Consider the following 15937-nt stretch of genomic DNA (forward strand, 5'->3'; position numbering starts at 1 on the left):
CTAATTGATAGTTCCCCAGAATACTACCTTTTGAAACTCCCTTTCTAAAAACGCTTCAAAAGTAACCTAGGAAAGCAATTCCAAGATATTCACACAAATGTAACTTTTTAAATGAAAACCTAATTGACAATCATTATCAATGTGGATAGAATATGAGATATATAGATGAAATTGAAAATCGTTATCAATTAGAATGAGCAGTTTTCACCAAGGAGGATCTCATGGTCAAAAATTTCATATTTAAGTTATCAATCCTTTTATTGATAATCGGACTTGGCATACATACTCCTGCATTGGCAGCAGGAAATTCAGATGAAGATATGAAAAAGGCGGAGGAGCCTGTTGATCGAGCCATCGTTTTTGCGTCTAAAGGAAATCTTATAGAAGCAGAAAAGTCCTATAATCAATTTAATAAAGCTTGGCGGGAAATAGAAGAAGGGGTTAAAGCTGATTCGGCCACCGCTTATCGTGATATCGAAGCGAATATGGGAAAGGTGGTTTATGCCTTTACTATTAAAAAGGAGGATCAAGTGTTACAGGCCTGCAGGGTTTGAAAACCGTAAACGAAAAATTTTCCGCTGGCGGTTATCCAAAAGAGGCTGGATTCAAGAAAAAAGATATGTCTTTGGATGATTTTATTCTCATTCTTCAAAATACTAAAAAGGATATCAGTGAAAAAAAACAAACAGAAGCGATGGAAAGTATTAAGAACGCTAGTGACAGCTGGTTAAGTGTAGAAGGAGTAGTAGTGGCCAATCGGCTTCCGTATATAGTGACTCTGAAAGGGACTTGGTAACCATTCAAGCCATGCTTTCTGCAAATCCACCGAATTATAAAGCAGCTGGTGAAACAATTGATAACATGGTTGAGTATCTAACTCCTTTAGCTAACAAATCCGAGTACACCTATTGGGATGCAGCGATGATTCTCATTCGAGAAGGTTTAGAAGCATTGCTCGTAGTAATTGCACTTATGTCTTTTGTAAAAAAATCAGGTGAGGATAGGGGAAGAGGATGGATTTGGACTGGCGTTCTGTCAGGTCTCGGAGTAAGTATCATCCTTGCCCTAATCGTCAAGTTTGTTATTTCATCGGGTGCTTTTGGAAATAATAATGCCCTTATTGGTGGATGGACAGGGGTTTTTGCGGCAGTCATGTTATTGTATATGAGCTACTGGCTTCACAGTCAATCCAATATCGCAGATTGGAATCGGTATATTCGTGAGAAAAGCCAAACTGCATTAACCACGGGTAAACTTGTTTCGTTAGGAGTTCTTGCCTTCCTTGCAGTGTTTCGTGAAGGGACCGAAACCGTATTGTTTTATATCGGAATGGCAAGCCAAATTAAAGTTCAGTCATTATTAATTGGATTCCTAATCGGAGCTGCAATTCTTGGGATCCTCGCTTATTTAATGGTATTTGTAGGTTTGAAATTACCGCTTCGTCCATTCTTTATGGTTTCTAGTGTCATCGTTTTTTATCTTTGTATTAAGTTTACGGGAATGGGTATTCATAGCTTGCAATTAGCAGGGTTAATTCCAACAACGAATTCACCAAGTATCCCAAGCATAGAATTTTTTGCACTTTACCCTTCATGGGAAAGCACGCTTCCTCAGATAACTCTAGTTCTTGTTGCTGTCTTAATTCTTTTGTTCAAGAACATAAAAAGCAAAAAACTCATAACGGCTAATAATAACTAATTAAGAAAGTGGGAAATGATAATGAAAAAATTAACATCAATGGTAGTAGCAATTGGTCTTGGAGGATCTTTACTTTTAGCAGGTTGTAGTTCCAATAATAGTAAGGTTTCCGATGGGGTAAATAAGATGTTGGACACTACAGAACAGTTATCTAAAGCAATCGATAATGGAGACCAAGCAAAGGTAAAAGAAGTAGGACCTAAATTAGAGGATCAATGGTCTTCATTTGAAGATGATGTAAAAAAGGACAATAAAGACCTTTATGAAAAAATAGAAAAATATCTTGATCCGACAATAGCGGGTTCTGAAGCATCCCCTCTTGATAAAGAGGCATTAGGTACTTTAAATGACCAGCTTACTGATGCCTTGAAAGAATTAGCTGACAAAACAAAATAGACAGGATACTTAAAAATTACAAAGATATGAAATAAATAAACTTATAAACACCGACTTTTCAAAAAGGTCGGTGTTTTGACATTTTTATTCTCAAATATTTTTTTCGCATGAAAATGGTTTCAATTTTATTAAAGGTTTGTGGCTTCTGCTTTACTAAAGCTAAGGTGGCATTTTCTTATTCTAATAACGGATGCTTATGTTTAAGATGAGGTTGCGGCAGCGCCCCCTTTTTTTGCACTAACGGTGCAGTTAGTACAATAAAAAGGATAATGCACTTGGATGTCGAAGTAATACTTTATTACCACGAAATTACCATTTTCAAAAATATAAAGGAGCAATGTTCAATGTTTCAGCTTGAGTTATAGAATGCAATCTGGTTATTTGTAATAATATTTATGCTACATGATTTTGAGGAAATAATAGCAGTTGAGAAATGGGCTACTAGAACGGAACGTAAAATAATAAGTAATAACAAATGGTTAAACAAAAAGATTTGGCAATTTTGGAATGTTAATTCGTATTCCTTTGCAAAGAGAGACGTTTTTATATTCTTAACAATGTCTATTATAACTTTCATTAAAATTCAAAACTTAGAAAGTTCATGGAGTTCAATTTTATATCTTTCATTCTTGATATTTGTTTTAATTCACAATGTTGCCCATGTCTTGCAAACACTATTGTTAAAAACATATACCCCAGGTCTCGTTACTGCAATATTGTTGGTGACTCCTTACACTATATATTTGTTAAACCGAGTAACATCTTAGAAATTCTATATTACTCCTTGTTCCACTAAAGGGTGTAAAAGTTGAAGAGTGGAGCTGTCATTGAGGTAGCTTTTCTTATTTCATGGGTTAGTTGAAAAAAATTCAGATATTCATATTCCAAAATTTGGGTTAAAATTGTTTATGAGATTATAAGCATTTCCGAATTTAGGAGTGAATTTAAAATGAGGAAATACCTGCAAATATGTATATTTTTTCTTTTTTTAGTATTAATCCTTATACCAGTTGTTGCTTGCGGTAAAATTCAAGAACCAAAATTAACTATTAAAGCACAAATTTCAACGTTAAGTAAAAATGAATTTAATTATATTGATACTAAAGGTTTTGATAATCCTATCAGAGGAGAATTCAGAAAGTTCACATTTGATTTCGATATGGAACATTCAGATGACTCTCGGAAAATTGATATTCCAAGTTTTTCTGATTTGGTAAATAAAAGAATTGATAATGCACGTGTTTTACATGCTACGGGCGTTGAACAAGATAACAAAGGTGAAAATTTTGCAAAATACACAACTGAGTTCGTTTTTTATTCCAAAGGTTTAAGTGAAGATGAAATAAGGGAAGCTTTTAGTTCTGATGTTATTACAGTATCTTGGATTGCGAAAAATGGAAAACATATTACAAAAAGGTTTATTATTGGTGATTTAATTAAATTTATTAATAAGGATTAGTTCTTCAACTAAAGGCTGCAAGAGTTGATGATCGGAGCTGCCAGAAATGGCAGCTTTTTATTGAACTAAAGGGGCAGTTTAGTTGAAGAAGAAAAAACGTTTAATGCGTATTTTTGAGCCAAAAAGCGAAGTAAAGGAAGCGTCGTAATGACGCTTCAAGTAGGGAACAATATTTAAATGTATTACTCTTTAATGTATGTACCTTTACACTTATTAACAAATATTTTAATGGTTATTCCAAGTGCAATGTAGTAAAGCAAAGAGTACCAATATTTCCATCTTATATAATACACTAAATTCATTGCCTTACTTACAGGTTCACCGATAAATGCAAATAACAATGACATAATTAATAAGGCTATTATGTATGACTTCCATTTATTAAAAAATTGATACATCAACATATAGGTAACAGACACCATTGACATATCAAATGCCATTGCTCTTGGAGCAACAGGGCTAAACTGTACTGGGTAAATCCAAAAACTTAAATCAATACCAATAGCATCTAAAAAAGTAGTAGGAATCATTGCTAGTGTACCAATTAAAATAATTTCCAATAGTCTTTTTCGGTCGATTACCTTAAGCCATATAATCCATGGGAGTAAAGCAAAAGCAAACAGAACCCACCAATTCCAGGAAAATAATTCATATTTTAGCCAATGATTAAGGTCATTTTCAAAATTTTCGTGATGTAGTTCATGCATTTTTAATGCTGCTTTTAGATTTTCATTCATAATGAAAACCTAACTTATTTAAAAAAGGACACTTCATATTTGGTTCACCTTTTTATAAGAATATTATTTAGTTTTTACTTGTAACAAAAAAACATTCAACAAAAAAATTATTACGTCGCACTGCGAGGATATTGTGTACTTCTTGTTCAACTAACGGGTGCGATGCTTCAATAACGAAGGATCCTTTTTTTATTCAGGAAACGGACCCTTTAATAATAGAAGAAGGGATATATAGTTTGGCAGACGAATATAAAATATTTAGGAAAACTTAGGGGGCGTACAACAATGGAAAATGTAATAAATGGTATCAATCATTGGATACGTTTTTTACCAGAAGAGTTCAACCTGATGACAAAAAATGAAGTAACTAATCGACCATTACCACACAAATGGTCTAAAAAAGAGATTTTAGGACATCTATGCGACTCAGCAATAAATAATATTGATAGGTTTATAAAGATTCAGTACGAAGAACTCCCATATGTTATACAATCGTATAATCAAGACCAATGGGTATTACTTCAGAATTATCAAGATTGTCCACTTGATGAGATACTAAACCTTTTTTCTTCATTGAATAAGCAAATCATAAATATAATATTGAATATTCCAAGACGGAGATTATCCAATCTTTGTGACATAGGAAATAATCAACTAAAAACATTAGAATGGCTCATAAAAGATTATCTTGAACATATGGAACACCATATTAACAATCAAATCCTTATCAAAAATAATGCCTAATATTGATTATGCTTATTTAACTAACGGCTGCTTATCTTCAATAAAATATATAAATAAAAAAGCTTGGATCATAAAATTTGGTCCAAGCATTTTTTGTGCTAATTTTTCACCGAATTTTTGCACGCAGCCTAATTGGACAGTTATTTCAATTGCGAATTGAACCGCCAGTTGTGAATCTGTACTTCAAAATCAAACTCGTTACTAATATAACAACGGGTTTACTTGTAAGGTACAAAACGGTAAATCGCAGACCAAATCAAATAGCAAATCACATAAACTTCACAGTCAAAAAGGCTTAGAGATGCAAATATCTCTAAGTCTTTTTTTTGAATTTTCTTTTTTTCACTAAACCCCCGTAAGTTATACAAGTTCATTAGACGCTAAAGTGAGTTTGGTAAATAAACGGAGAATTTTCTCTTAATTAGAAAATAGCACTGAAAATAGCTTAAATAGACGGAGAGATTCCGACTATTGACTCGAAAAACGTGAAAATGGTTAATTTTGCTTTGCTTAATTGGAAAACCTCCGCTTATATACCCCGAACTGAGCTCTATTCTGCTGTCTAACCGAAAAATCTCCGCTTATTTTATATAGCACTGGAAACCAGCTAAGTCTGAAGTCTGATATAAAAATCAAGCTCAAGCACAATTATGAAAGTATTTGAAAAAAGGTAATATGGAATCAAGATAACAACAAGATACCCTACGGGGGTACAACGAAATTTTGCGGTAATACCCAAAAGAGTGCGGTTTTTATCATGTTCAAACTAAGTACAATGTGACACAAGGGTAGTCAATAACAAATAACCACATTTTGGTGGTAGAAAATTGAGGAGGAAAATTAAATGAAAAGGTTAGTAGTACGTTTAGCTGTTTATGTATTGATTTTCGTTGTTTTTATGGGGGGGATCGGGCTGTATGGATTTAATCGTCATCAAAAAGATTTTTACTTAAACGTCCGCCATGAGCCAGTTCCTTCGCTGCAAGGTGTGAAAATACCTCAATACAATCCCGATAAACCTACAGTAGCAGTCGTATTGGCGGATTCAACCATACCCACCGAAGACTTCGATTTTCTTATTCCCTACGAACTGCTGTCGATGACAGATGCTTATAATGTATACGCTGTTGCACCGGACAAAAACGTGAAGTCATTATCAGGCGGGCTGGATGTACTACCACATTACTCTTATAAAGAACTGGATAACCTATTAAATAAAAGTCCGGATATTATTGTGGTCCCTTATATGCCCATAGATGTGTCCAAATTAGATGAAGTGAAATATCAACCAACTCGCAAATGGATTCAAAAACATTCCAGAAGTAAAACGACGACTTTTGTAAGCATTTGTGGTGGGTCGTTGAATCTTGCCGATGCCGGTTTATTAAAAGGGAAGTCGGCCACCTCACACTGGCAGGCCTTACCTGGATTAATCAAGAAATATACGGATACACATTGGAAAGAGGATGTGCGGTATGTTCATGAAGGAAACACCTTAACTTCAGCCGGTCAAAGTGCAGGTATTGATGCAGTACTTCATCTGATATCTCAGCAACTAGGAGAACCCGTGGCTGCAAAAATATCTAAGGAAATTAGTTATCCTTCGTACCAATTCGTACAAAATCCAAAGGTGGCCCTTTTTACAGGGATATAAAATTCGCAACATATCTACTAAATCTTGGATTCCATTGGAATAAGAAACAGATGGGTGTCCTTCTGTATAAAGATATGGATGAGATAGCTTTATCTTCTATATTTGATTCTTATGGTGACACCGGAACGACACAAGTCTTGACCGTTTCTAGTTCGGATGCACCAATTACTACAAAACATCATCTTAATATACTGGCAAGGCATCAAGTATCTAATGCTCCAAAATTAGACAAAATGATCATACCAGGTGGCGACGCAAAATCACTGGCTGCAGCAGATGTAAGACTTTGGAATGAAAAGGGTAATGCAAAAGAAACCCTCCTTATTCATAGTGATTCACCAAACAGATATGTATTCGAAGCGCCATTGGAAGATTTAGCTAAACAAGAAGACCTTTTAACTGCCAAGCATGCTGTAAAACGATTTGAATATCGTGCGACTGGTATCCATCTTGAGGGCAAACCATTTCCTCTTGAAACTTACGGCAATGTACTTCTAACCGGTTTACTAGCTTTGTTGGTAGCTTTCTGTATTGACAGACGATTCATTATGAAGAAAACAATTTTCAAATCGTATAAACAAGCCGGTTAATCACTACCGCCTGCGGGCGGTTTTTTCCATTCTCACCATTAACGTCCGATAGCTGCCATTATAGTAAATTATAGAACCAGAAATACCTGAAATTCCGTCAACTCCGCTATTCTGCCCGTTAGCCACCCACGAATGAGTGCGTTTCATCAAGTTATAAGTGGCTTTTCTAATTTCACAAGAAAGATTGTGCTTAAAGTAACGGGTGCATTACTATAAGATCCAGCTGCCAATGGCGGCTTTTTGTTTTTTCAGCTAACGGGCAGGATACTTCCAATACATGGTATCATTGGTCTGTGAGATAAAGTAATAGACTGAAAAACAAAGTTTTTGACTGAGAAAATAAAGTTGCAGACTAGAAATAGTTCCTTTCAAAAAACAAGGAGGATTTTTATGGTTAACAATCTGAATCAATCGTTCGAATTTACGCGTGTATTCGATGCCCCTCGCGAACTCGTATTTAAAGCATGGACAGAGCACGGGCATTTCGCGAAATGGTGGGGACCAAAGGGATTCACCCTCGAAGTCGTTATAATGGACGCTCGATCAGGTGGCCGGTTTTTAGGTTTTCTGACGTCTCCTAACGGAAATCTAGTTATGTGGAGAAAATTTACATACCAAGAGGTTGTCGAACCTGAGAAAGTGTCTTATATCCAATCCTTTTCCGATGAGCAAGGCAATACGGTCGGAGCGCCTTTTAGTGGGAGCTGGCCTCTTGAAATTATGAATGTCATAACGCTTGAAGATGACGAAGGTAAAACTGTTTTAAACTGAAAGGTTGGCCTGTGAACGCTTCCGCTGAGGAACAAGAATCTTACAACGGTATGGCTCCAATGCTTCAACAAGATCTTGAGGGTACTTTCGATAAACTTGCCGACTATCTTGTCTCCCTGAATTAGAATGCGATAAAAAATTTAATCGGCGAAAAAACCTTAATCACTTTTAACGTTACAGGTCATTGAGCTAACGGGGGCGAGAGTTAAACAAGGTGTTGTGGCGGCAGCATCATTTTCTTATTCAGCTACCGGGGCAGGTTAATTCAAAAAAATTCCATTGATGAGGTGAGGCTTCAGGTATGGAAGTGAGCAAGTTAAAACAGTGCATAGCAGTGTCAAAGGTTATATTATCTACTGATGTAATAAAAGAGGTAGAACATTACTTTAATCATAGTGAATATGAAATGGCTTTTGAGGGGTTATTAATCGAATTAACCAAGTTGGGAAAGTATCCATTAGGTTTTAATTTTCTTGAATGGAAAGCACTTGGAGAACATTTTAAACTTGATAAAGAATCGGTGTTTGATGTGTCTATTTGGACAAAATTCTTGAATTGGGGAAAAGATTACTTAGACCAATACAGATAAATGCTTATTGAAGTAACGGAGTGCTTTACTTCAAGAAGGAGTAAAGCCTTTTTCTTATTCAAGTAACGGAGCAGTTTAGTTACGATCAACTAAAATAAAAAACAAAGGAAGTTAATGAGTCCCCTTTGCTTTTTCTGATGAATGTTGGGCATTTGAAATTAGATTAATTAAACCAACAAACCCTCTAATGTATAATTTTATTAAAAAAATTCCAATAAAGGAATGGTACCATTTCCATCCTTTTTTGTATTTAATGGTTCTTGTAAAACGTTCCATTAAAGCTTCCAAAACAACTTGTGGTGTAGTAAATAAAAATGTTTTCAATATGATTTCACTTAACTTTTTTATTTTTCGAGTGGACTGATAGTACCAAACAGTAATTAACGGACACAAAATACTATCGTATAAAAAACTCCCTTTCGTAAATTTACGTTCATTTTTCAGCCTAACTGGATACTCTAAACGGTCTTTTGAAACAAGGTAGTTATCTAAAGGTGTATTGAAAAAAGAACTTAATAAAAAAATGATTAAATGTTCTTTTATTGGTTTTTTTAATAATGTAGGGAAAAGAAGTACCAATCCTAACACCCATAGGAATTTTAGTATTTTTCGGTCTGTCATTAAGAACACTCTCCTCTAATATTATAGTTTGTGTATTTTTCATCTCTTTATAACGATAATTTGTTGAAGAATGTAGGTGTTTTATCATATTTGTGAAGTGTTTCACTTAAAGTAACGGGGTGCTTGAGTTGAAGATGGAGTTGCGGTGGCAGCTCTTTTTTGTTGTTCAACTAAAAGGCAGTTTAGTTCAACAAGAATTATTTGATAAGAAGGATTTTATTGGACTCAATCGAACTCTAAATAGATAAATTGAAATGGGAGTATGGAAAATGACAAATAATGAAATAATTATCGAAGCTAAGAGGCTTGTAGAAAGAATTAAGTTAAAATATCCCGATTTTGTTGGCAAAACGGCAACCGAAAGTGATTTAGCAAAATTAGAAAAAGAACTTAAAATAAAATTGCCAGAATGGTATATCGAATTATATACAACCGTCCCTTTAATAGATGCAGAGTTCGGAATCCAAGAAGATGAACCTGATGAGGATTATGATGGGGTTTCATATATTATATGGGGAGGTGTGGATGACATAATTGATGAAAGCACTAAATATGAACCTGGAATATCGGTATTAGAAGATGGATATGTTTTTTCAGCAAGTTGTTCCCACGGAAGCGGTGACCCTATATATATCAAACTAAGTTCAAAGCAGCTAAGCGTATTTCGAATATACCACGATGATTATTCTAAAAATCAATTAGCAGATGACCTTACTTCTTTGTTTAAGAATGCAATAATCTAACCAGTTCGGTACTACCCATCTTCTTCAATTAAGGGGGTACCTGAGTTGAAGGCTGGGCTGTTATTGTTGTCGGCTTTACTCATATTGTGCTAACAGGCAGATTAGTGGAAGAAGGAACTTGATAATAAGACTATCGTCTACGTTGAGGGGGCTAGTTCTTTTACTTAAGGAGGAACTAATGAAGGCGAGTAAGGTTTTGTTTTTAATTTTTATTATTTTAATGGGATGCGATTTAAATGAAAACCAATTCCAAACTAAAGATAGACGGATTACATTCCAATTTAATAATAAGGCAAATGTATCAAATGTCAGATTAGATAAGATCAGGAAAGAGACGTTATCGACGTATGATGAAATTATGAAATTTAATACTGAATTTCAACCAGCAAAGAAAATCGTTATTGAAATTGAAAAAGGAAAAGGAATATCGACTGGTTATCGAAATGAAGTTAAATTATACTCTGTAAATACTGGCAATTATCCTTTGGTTCACGAATTATCCCATACTCTTTTAGGTTATGGAAATGATTTTGATACAAATTGCGGCTATTTTACACAGGAAGGATTTGCAATATATCTTCAAAATAAGTTAGGAAAACCATACTTTCCAAACGAGACAGTTCCTATACAAAGGTTAATGAAAACCGTAGTAGAGTCTAATAAAAATATTCCATTACATAAATTGATAGATCAGAAGACAGAACGATCGTTTTTTCGTGCCTCCGCAGATACAAGTGAGGGTTATACAATTCAATGGTTAAGTTATTTGGAATCGGGTTCCTTTGTAAGTTATCTAATTGAAAATTATGGAATAAAAAGATTTGAAAAGGTGTTTAATAAGAGGAAACTTGAGGAAAATCTATCAATGGTTTACGGAAAAGGCTTGCCCCAATTAGAAAATGAATGGCTTGATTCCTTAATAAGAGAAAAAGATCCGTCTCAACCTGAAATTAATGGTTTCAGTGACTATTATTCTCTAAGTGAAATGTTATTCTCATTAGATGAATCGATTTTTCAGAAATAAATAAACAAACTTTCATAAAAACTGCCTTTTCCTTATTCGACTAACGGACAGGATAGCTGAATAAAAGTTGCAATCCAAGGGGAGTAAAATGTCCAAATTAGATGATTTAGAACATACAACAGATAATTTGAAAAAGATGCTTAAAAAGGCATTAGAACATCGTCTTGTGCACAAAGAACTGGCTGATTGGTGTTATGAATATTGGAACAGTGAAGAACAATTAGAGAAATCAAGGTATAAGGGGGATAAAGGTCTTAAAGTTGCCGAAGAGATTGACACGCAATGGGAATTGTATCTAATTAACACATACTCTTTAACAGAACTTCAAAAATTGGATGTCTCTAAAATACAAATTCCACGGGAGTGGTTACAAGATTGGTTGAATAGCCTCGATTAAACAGTCTTATTGAAGTAACGGGTGCGATGCTTTAAGAAGGCATCGCCTTTTCCTTATTCGACTAACGGGCAGGTTTGTTGAAGAAGGATTCTGCAAACGAACCCTTGAATATATTAATCAAATACACTTAACAAAAGGAAATTGGTGGTGAAAAATTGATTAAAAGAATTTTTGTAGCTTTTATATCTACTTTGGTATTTTCCTTGGGATTATCTATTTATTCTTACACCCCAGAGTCGGAAAGTATTCAAGGCACCTATTCCTTTGGCGTAGGAGCAACATTCTTTTTGAATTGTATATATATCACCCCTGTGTACTTGCTTATAGGTGTACCGATTTCCTTTATGATTGATAAATGGTTTAATCACTGTTCTCAAAGTATTGGGATTAAGACATATTTGTTAAAAGTAGGAATGTACTCTATTGCAAGTCTGATCCCAACGATAATCTTTTATTTTCTTTTTAATGGTTGGTCCTCATACTCTCCCTTTGAAGATTTTGTAGCGATGTTCATACTAAGTGTAATTGCCTCAAATTTGTTCTATCTCTTCTTGATACTAGTACATAAAATAACTCTTAAAATTTCTAAGTTATATTTTCGGGAATATACGTCTAAAAAATTTAACATTATTAAAGAAGTAATTGACGAATGGGATCCTTTTAACTTTTTACCACACACACCAGAAGATGAGTATGATTCTGAGATAAGTGATATAACCAGTGCCTTACCTGATGTTAAATCAGTTGAACAGCTTGCATATGTAATACACAAGGTATTTGTTAAGTGGTTTGGAGAAGATGCCGTTGATGCAGAAAAATACTCGGTAGAAAAATGTTATCCTGTTGCCGAAAAGATTTGGGAAAAGTTGTTTTAGCAGGTTATGCAGCTAACGGGGAGGTTTGTGAAAAAAAAGGTAATTTCCATTCGGTAAAGAACTAATGTGATTAAGAATAAAAACTAATCAAGTTGTGGAGGGAGAGGATTTAATGTTTTGGGGAATTGTGTTTTTCATATTAAACATTGCAATAATTTTTTATGTTATTTTTAGTCTTTCAACTATTAAATATCAATTGAAATTGATTTCTAAACATTTAAACGTTAAGGAGGAAGAAATAGAAAAGCTGAGTAATGAGGAAATTGAAAAAGAATTAGAAAATAATAATAAGGGTAATTAAACAATTCAATTATTTAACTAAAGTGGGCGAGAGTAGTATATGGTTCCGGCGATTATCGGCAGGTTCTTTTCTTCTTTGATTAAAGGGGAGGTTAGTTAAACATTAATTTGGTTAAATAATATTTCATTTGAACGAGCGAACCGCTTGGTTCGGATATGCGGATTGGTTGTCGTAGATAATATTAACTGGAAATGCAAAGACTAACGGTAACGAATTTACAGGAGTGAGCATTCTGAAAAAAGTTATTGTTTTCTTTGCAATTTTATTAATGTTTGCCACAGGTAACTTGGTTTATGCTAAACCTCTAGAACCAAATGAAATTAAACCATATGCAGAAGACTGGTATGTAACACCAGAGGATATTATTCTGGATATTATATTCCCAGCTATTGATAAAAGGGTAATAAAAGAGTATGGAGGAAAAGAAGCTTCTGGTTTTGGCTGGCAGCAACAGAGGATTGTTAATATTGTTTATAACAACAATCATTCTTATGATATTTCCTTGAAAATTCAAGTTCCAGGACAAAACAATGGACCAATTGGGTATAGAGAAGACTTAGTTAAAGTGAGAGTTTCGCCTTCTTGTGATAGTCCTAAAATTGGATGTAGTCACGGCTTTAGTGTAGAAGTATTAGATTACGAACATAAGTAACGGGAAAAGGTGTTGTTGCCTTTTATGGGTAGAACGTTTTTTAATCGACCTTGTTCAACTAACGGGGGCGAGAGCTTATGACCGGCTATTATTGGCCGGTTCTTTTCTTATTCTACTGAAGGGAGTTTAGTGGAATAGCATTTGTATTGAAGCTTGATCCTATTTGCCCAGCAAGGAGGTATTTATTAAATTGACCGACGATAATAAGTATTTTATTACCACTGGAGAAAAAAATTCCGGAGACTGTTTAGTCTTAACTGGTAATTGGGATGAGAGTTTTAGAAATATTTTGCTTAAAAAAGAAATTAATAATCTTAGACTTAGTAGATCTGCTGGTTGGAAAGATAATGATTTATCTTTTTTAAAGACACTACCTTTCCTGAAAGGAATAGAAGTCTACGCAGATGATATTAGAGATTTAAGTGTAATGAATGACTTGAAATTATTAGAACATCTAGGTTTAGGTTGTAACTTATCACTTGATTTAGATTTTAACAATTTTGAGAATTTAAAAACGTTTCAAGGTAGGTGGAATAAGCATTTAATAAATATATTTAACCTTTCTTCAATTGAGAATTTGAATATTATTAACTATCCATATGAAGACTTGGTTGCCGTTAATAATTTTTATAACTTAAAAAGGTTACAATTAACTTCAACCAAGTTAAAGACTCTAAAAGGGATAGATAATCTAATTAATTTAAAAATTATTGATTTATTTGGATGTACTCAACTGGAATCACTTGAATCGATTGATCGTCTGGAATTATTAGAAGAAATAGAAGTTGAAACTTGTAAAAAATTAAATACCCTTGAGCAATTGAGTAATTTGACAAATTTAAAAACATTATTAATCATAAATTGTGGAAAGATAGAATCTATAAAACCGCTCCACAAGTGTCTAAACTTGATAAAAATTTTTTTAGGAGGGGATACAACAATAATAGATGGTGATATTAAAGTTGTTCTTAATCTTTCAAATTTAAAAGATCTGTGGTTTGTAAATAAAAAACATTACAATATAAAAGTTAGTGAAGCTAAAGCAATATTAGAAAATAAACATTAATTACTTTAGAGTAGAAAACTTATTAAAAGCCTTGAAGGACTCAGTCTTTCAAGGTTTCACTTTGATGAAATAATTTATAAGACAATCGGAAACGGCACATAAATTCCTTGTTCCACTAACGGGTGCATTACATAAATAACCGACAACCACTACCTGCTAATTTTGTTCTTAAAGCAAAGGGGCAGTTTAATTCAAGATTCTTTAGCTAAAGGAGTAATTTCCATATTTTTGTTGGTGTGGAATTTACTGACCAGAGTTATATTTATTTCACCTATGTTTTTCTATGGAATTTTATTAGAGGTGGATAATATTATGGGCATTCTACTGGTACTTTCCATAGTTCTTTCAATGTGGATTTTGCGAAGGTATTTAAGAACTAAAGGTCCTTTTACTTTAAACGGTTACCGCGAAAGAGAAACAAAATTATTCGTTCAAAAAGGGTGGAAGGAATTAATAAATTTATCGAAAGAAAAAATGGAAAAATTCCAATTAGATGAAAGTGAAAGAGCCATAACTAACCTAACCATTGGTCATAGTTATTTTATGCTAAATTTGTATGAATCAGGTTACCGATATTATCAGGAAGGAATTAACATTTTAAATGTTGCTGAATTACCGTTTATTAGGACAGACACCTTTCAAGAATTAATGGATTTCTTAATAAAAGAAAGGCAAATATTAATTGCAAAAAAACTGTACATTGAAGTAAAAGATTTAAAACTTCACAAAAAGGATTTAGACACATTAAAAAAATACGAATACTTAATCAGTGTATAAAAGAAAACTCATTTTAGTATAGACGTTGCTGCCATTTTAGGTGGCATTTTTGTTATTAAACAAACGAAGCAGGTTAATGTAAGAAGGATTTGTTTTATTCAGTAGCGAATTTAGGAATCTAAAAAGTTAAGGAGGTTATTGTATTGCAATCACTAAAAATGGCTCAATTAATTGATTTAGATAATATAGTAAAAATTGATGAAGAAGTAATCGGTAACAATAGCAGATGTGAATATATTAGGAAAGCTATTGAAGAAGAGAGATGTATAATTGCTAATGATAAGAATCTTATCGTTAGTTTTTTAATATTTGATACTCATTTCTTTGATTGTAGCTTCATTTCACTGATAATCGTTAAACCAACTGAAAGGCGAAAAGGATACGCTACATCACTTATTAAGTATTTTATAAACAGTTCGCCAACAAAGAAAATTTTCTCTTCAACCAATAAATCAAATCAAAGAATGCAAGAAGTTTTTAAAGTAAATGGATTCATAAAAAGTGGGTTTATTGAAAATTTAGATGAAGAAGACCCTGAGATAATTTACTTTAAATCTAAATAAGTTCTTGTTCGACTAACGGGTGCTTATGTTAAGTAAAGGTGTTGCTGCTGCGGCATCTTTATTCTTATTAAGCTAAAGTGGCAGTTTACTTGAAGAAGTATTACCAATAGAATAATTGTAAGAAACTAAAAATTTTCGAGGAACCAAAAGGGTGTGGTCGAATTGGTGTACTGGCTGATAACTTTTGTGATTATGGTTTTCATTTCCTTTATCGGCATCAAAAAAGGCAGATGGACAAAGATGGATGTGTTTCTTTTTACCTTTTTTTATTTTTTCCTCT

General features: G+C 33.5%; 22 protein-coding genes. 20 read left to right on the top strand and 2 right to left on the bottom strand.

Annotation, left to right across the window (positions count from 1 at the left end; translation table 11 throughout):
- Nucleotides 1–221 precede the first annotated feature (221 nt).
- The 6 genes from RCG23_RS13950 to RCG23_RS13975 all read left to right on the top strand — a co-directional run bounded on the left by RCG23_RS13950 (nucleotide 222) and on the right by RCG23_RS13975 (nucleotide 3553).
- Nucleotides 222–554, top strand: coding sequence for a hypothetical protein (locus RCG23_RS13950; protein ID WP_308176190.1), 333 nt, complete (start codon nucleotides 222–224; stop codon nucleotides 552–554).
- Nucleotides 551–796: a hypothetical protein gene (locus RCG23_RS13955; RefSeq protein ID WP_308176191.1), complete on the top strand. Its 246-nt coding sequence runs from the start codon at nucleotides 551–553 to the stop codon at nucleotides 794–796. Before RCG23_RS13950 ends, RCG23_RS13955 begins: the two co-directional genes overlap by 4 nt.
- Complete coding sequence (locus RCG23_RS13960; RefSeq protein WP_308176192.1) at nucleotides 790–1698, top strand: FTR1 family iron permease; 909 nt, start codon at nucleotides 790–792, stop codon at nucleotides 1696–1698. Before RCG23_RS13955 ends, RCG23_RS13960 begins: the two co-directional genes overlap by 7 nt.
- 21 nt (nucleotides 1699–1719) lie before the next feature.
- Nucleotides 1720–2094, top strand: a complete 375-nt coding sequence (locus tag RCG23_RS13965) for a hypothetical protein (protein ID WP_308176193.1) — start codon at nucleotides 1720–1722, stop codon at nucleotides 2092–2094.
- 386 nt (nucleotides 2095–2480) lie between these two features.
- Nucleotides 2481–2861 (top strand): HXXEE domain-containing protein, encoded by a 381-nt coding sequence (locus tag RCG23_RS13970; protein ID WP_308180063.1) that lies wholly within the window; start codon nucleotides 2481–2483, stop codon nucleotides 2859–2861.
- Between the two features lie 182 nt (nucleotides 2862–3043).
- Nucleotides 3044–3553, top strand: a complete 510-nt coding sequence (locus RCG23_RS13975) for a fructose-bisphosphate aldolase (protein WP_308176194.1) — start codon at nucleotides 3044–3046, stop codon at nucleotides 3551–3553.
- Between the two features lie 182 nt (nucleotides 3554–3735).
- On the opposite strand, the gene RCG23_RS13980 is transcribed toward RCG23_RS13975, so the two are convergent.
- Complete coding sequence (locus tag RCG23_RS13980) at nucleotides 3736–4290, bottom strand: CBO0543 family protein (protein ID WP_308176195.1); 555 nt, start codon at nucleotides 4288–4290, stop codon at nucleotides 3736–3738.
- 285 nt (nucleotides 4291–4575) lie between these two features.
- Here RCG23_RS13980 and RCG23_RS13985 point away from each other — a divergent pair, with 285 nt between their 5' ends.
- The 5 genes from RCG23_RS13985 (at nucleotide 4576) to RCG23_RS14005 (ending at nucleotide 8638) form a co-directional block, all read left to right on the top strand.
- Entirely contained in the window at nucleotides 4576–5034 is a 459-nt protein-coding gene (locus RCG23_RS13985; protein ID WP_308176196.1) for a DinB family protein, read from the top strand.
- 844 nt (nucleotides 5035–5878) lie between these two features.
- Nucleotides 5879–6688, top strand: coding sequence for a DJ-1/PfpI family protein (locus RCG23_RS13990; RefSeq protein ID WP_308176197.1), 810 nt, complete (start codon nucleotides 5879–5881; stop codon nucleotides 6686–6688).
- A 50-nt stretch (nucleotides 6689–6738) separates the two neighbouring features.
- Entirely contained in the window at nucleotides 6739–7278 is a 540-nt protein-coding gene (locus tag RCG23_RS13995; RefSeq protein ID WP_308176198.1) for a type 1 glutamine amidotransferase family protein, read from the top strand.
- Nucleotides 7279–7668: 390 nt separating this feature from the next.
- Nucleotides 7669–8049, top strand: coding sequence for an SRPBCC domain-containing protein (locus RCG23_RS14000; RefSeq protein ID WP_308176199.1), 381 nt, complete (start codon nucleotides 7669–7671; stop codon nucleotides 8047–8049).
- 301 nt (nucleotides 8050–8350) lie between these two features.
- The gene (locus RCG23_RS14005; protein ID WP_308176200.1) at nucleotides 8351–8638 is read left to right on the top strand and encodes a hypothetical protein; all 288 of its coding nucleotides are present in this window, start codon (nucleotides 8351–8353) and stop codon (nucleotides 8636–8638) included.
- Between the two features lie 111 nt (nucleotides 8639–8749).
- On the opposite strand, the gene RCG23_RS14010 is transcribed toward RCG23_RS14005, so the two are convergent.
- A complete protein-coding gene (locus RCG23_RS14010; RefSeq protein WP_308176201.1) occupies nucleotides 8750–9259 on the bottom strand; it encodes a CBO0543 family protein in 510 nt (169 codons plus the stop codon).
- Nucleotides 9260–9528: 269 nt separating this feature from the next.
- On the opposite strand from RCG23_RS14010, the gene RCG23_RS14015 reads away from it, so the two are divergent.
- The 9 genes from RCG23_RS14015 to RCG23_RS14055 all read left to right on the top strand — a co-directional run bounded on the left by RCG23_RS14015 (nucleotide 9529) and on the right by RCG23_RS14055 (nucleotide 15657).
- Complete coding sequence (locus tag RCG23_RS14015; protein WP_308176202.1) at nucleotides 9529–10002, top strand: SMI1/KNR4 family protein; 474 nt, start codon at nucleotides 9529–9531, stop codon at nucleotides 10000–10002.
- A gap of 178 nt (nucleotides 10003–10180) precedes the next feature.
- Nucleotides 10181–11026 (top strand): gluzincin family metallopeptidase, encoded by an 846-nt coding sequence (locus RCG23_RS14020; RefSeq protein WP_308176203.1) that lies wholly within the window; start codon nucleotides 10181–10183, stop codon nucleotides 11024–11026.
- 88 nt (nucleotides 11027–11114) lie between these two features.
- Nucleotides 11115–11423: a hypothetical protein gene (locus RCG23_RS14025; RefSeq protein WP_308176204.1), complete on the top strand. Its 309-nt coding sequence runs from the start codon at nucleotides 11115–11117 to the stop codon at nucleotides 11421–11423.
- A 155-nt stretch (nucleotides 11424–11578) separates the two neighbouring features.
- Nucleotides 11579–12298 carry a DUF1871 family protein gene (locus tag RCG23_RS14030; protein ID WP_308176205.1) on the top strand — a complete coding sequence of 240 codons (720 nt, stop codon included), beginning with the start codon at nucleotides 11579–11581 and terminating at the stop codon, nucleotides 12296–12298.
- 112 nt (nucleotides 12299–12410) lie between these two features.
- Entirely contained in the window at nucleotides 12411–12599 is a 189-nt protein-coding gene (locus tag RCG23_RS14035) for a hypothetical protein (protein ID WP_308176206.1), read from the top strand.
- A gap of 223 nt (nucleotides 12600–12822) precedes the next feature.
- Nucleotides 12823–13251 (top strand): hypothetical protein, encoded by a 429-nt coding sequence (locus RCG23_RS14040; protein ID WP_308176207.1) that lies wholly within the window; start codon nucleotides 12823–12825, stop codon nucleotides 13249–13251.
- A gap of 190 nt (nucleotides 13252–13441) precedes the next feature.
- Nucleotides 13442–14317: a hypothetical protein gene (locus RCG23_RS14045; protein ID WP_308176208.1), complete on the top strand. Its 876-nt coding sequence runs from the start codon at nucleotides 13442–13444 to the stop codon at nucleotides 14315–14317.
- 312 nt (nucleotides 14318–14629) lie between these two features.
- Nucleotides 14630–15094 carry a hypothetical protein gene (locus tag RCG23_RS14050; protein ID WP_308176209.1) on the top strand — a complete coding sequence of 155 codons (465 nt, stop codon included), beginning with the start codon at nucleotides 14630–14632 and terminating at the stop codon, nucleotides 15092–15094.
- Between the two features lie 143 nt (nucleotides 15095–15237).
- The gene (locus RCG23_RS14055) at nucleotides 15238–15657 is read left to right on the top strand and encodes a GNAT family N-acetyltransferase (RefSeq protein ID WP_308176210.1); all 420 of its coding nucleotides are present in this window, start codon (nucleotides 15238–15240) and stop codon (nucleotides 15655–15657) included.
- Nucleotides 15658–15937: the final 280 nt, after the last annotated feature.

It is taken from the genome of Neobacillus sp. PS3-34 (genome assembly GCF_030915465.1).
Lineage (GTDB): Bacteria > Bacillota > Bacilli > Bacillales > Cytobacillaceae > Neobacillus_A.

Coding starts and splice junctions, on each gene's coding strand:
- RCG23_RS13950 (WP_308176190.1), top strand. CDS start 222: ATGGTCAAAAATTTCATATTTAAGTTATCAATCCTTTTATTGATAATC.
- RCG23_RS13965 (WP_308176193.1), top strand. CDS start 1,720: ATGAAAAAATTAACATCAATGGTAGTAGCAATTGGTCTTGGAGGATCT.
- RCG23_RS13975 (WP_308176194.1), top strand. CDS start 3,044: ATGAGGAAATACCTGCAAATATGTATATTTTTTCTTTTTTTAGTATTA.
- RCG23_RS13980 (WP_308176195.1), bottom strand. CDS start 4,290: ATGAATGAAAATCTAAAAGCAGCATTAAAAATGCATGAACTACATCAC.
- RCG23_RS13985 (WP_308176196.1), top strand. CDS start 4,576: ATGGAAAATGTAATAAATGGTATCAATCATTGGATACGTTTTTTACCA.
- RCG23_RS13990 (WP_308176197.1), top strand. CDS start 5,879: ATGAAAAGGTTAGTAGTACGTTTAGCTGTTTATGTATTGATTTTCGTT.
- RCG23_RS13995 (WP_308176198.1), top strand. CDS start 6,739: ATGGGTGTCCTTCTGTATAAAGATATGGATGAGATAGCTTTATCTTCT.
- RCG23_RS14000 (WP_308176199.1), top strand. CDS start 7,669: ATGGTTAACAATCTGAATCAATCGTTCGAATTTACGCGTGTATTCGAT.
- RCG23_RS14005 (WP_308176200.1), top strand. CDS start 8,351: ATGGAAGTGAGCAAGTTAAAACAGTGCATAGCAGTGTCAAAGGTTATA.
- RCG23_RS14010 (WP_308176201.1), bottom strand. CDS start 9,259: ATGACAGACCGAAAAATACTAAAATTCCTATGGGTGTTAGGATTGGTA.
- RCG23_RS14015 (WP_308176202.1), top strand. CDS start 9,529: ATGACAAATAATGAAATAATTATCGAAGCTAAGAGGCTTGTAGAAAGA.
- RCG23_RS14020 (WP_308176203.1), top strand. CDS start 10,181: ATGAAGGCGAGTAAGGTTTTGTTTTTAATTTTTATTATTTTAATGGGA.
- RCG23_RS14025 (WP_308176204.1), top strand. CDS start 11,115: ATGTCCAAATTAGATGATTTAGAACATACAACAGATAATTTGAAAAAG.
- RCG23_RS14035 (WP_308176206.1), top strand. CDS start 12,411: ATGTTTTGGGGAATTGTGTTTTTCATATTAAACATTGCAATAATTTTT.
- RCG23_RS14050 (WP_308176209.1), top strand. CDS start 14,630: ATGGGCATTCTACTGGTACTTTCCATAGTTCTTTCAATGTGGATTTTG.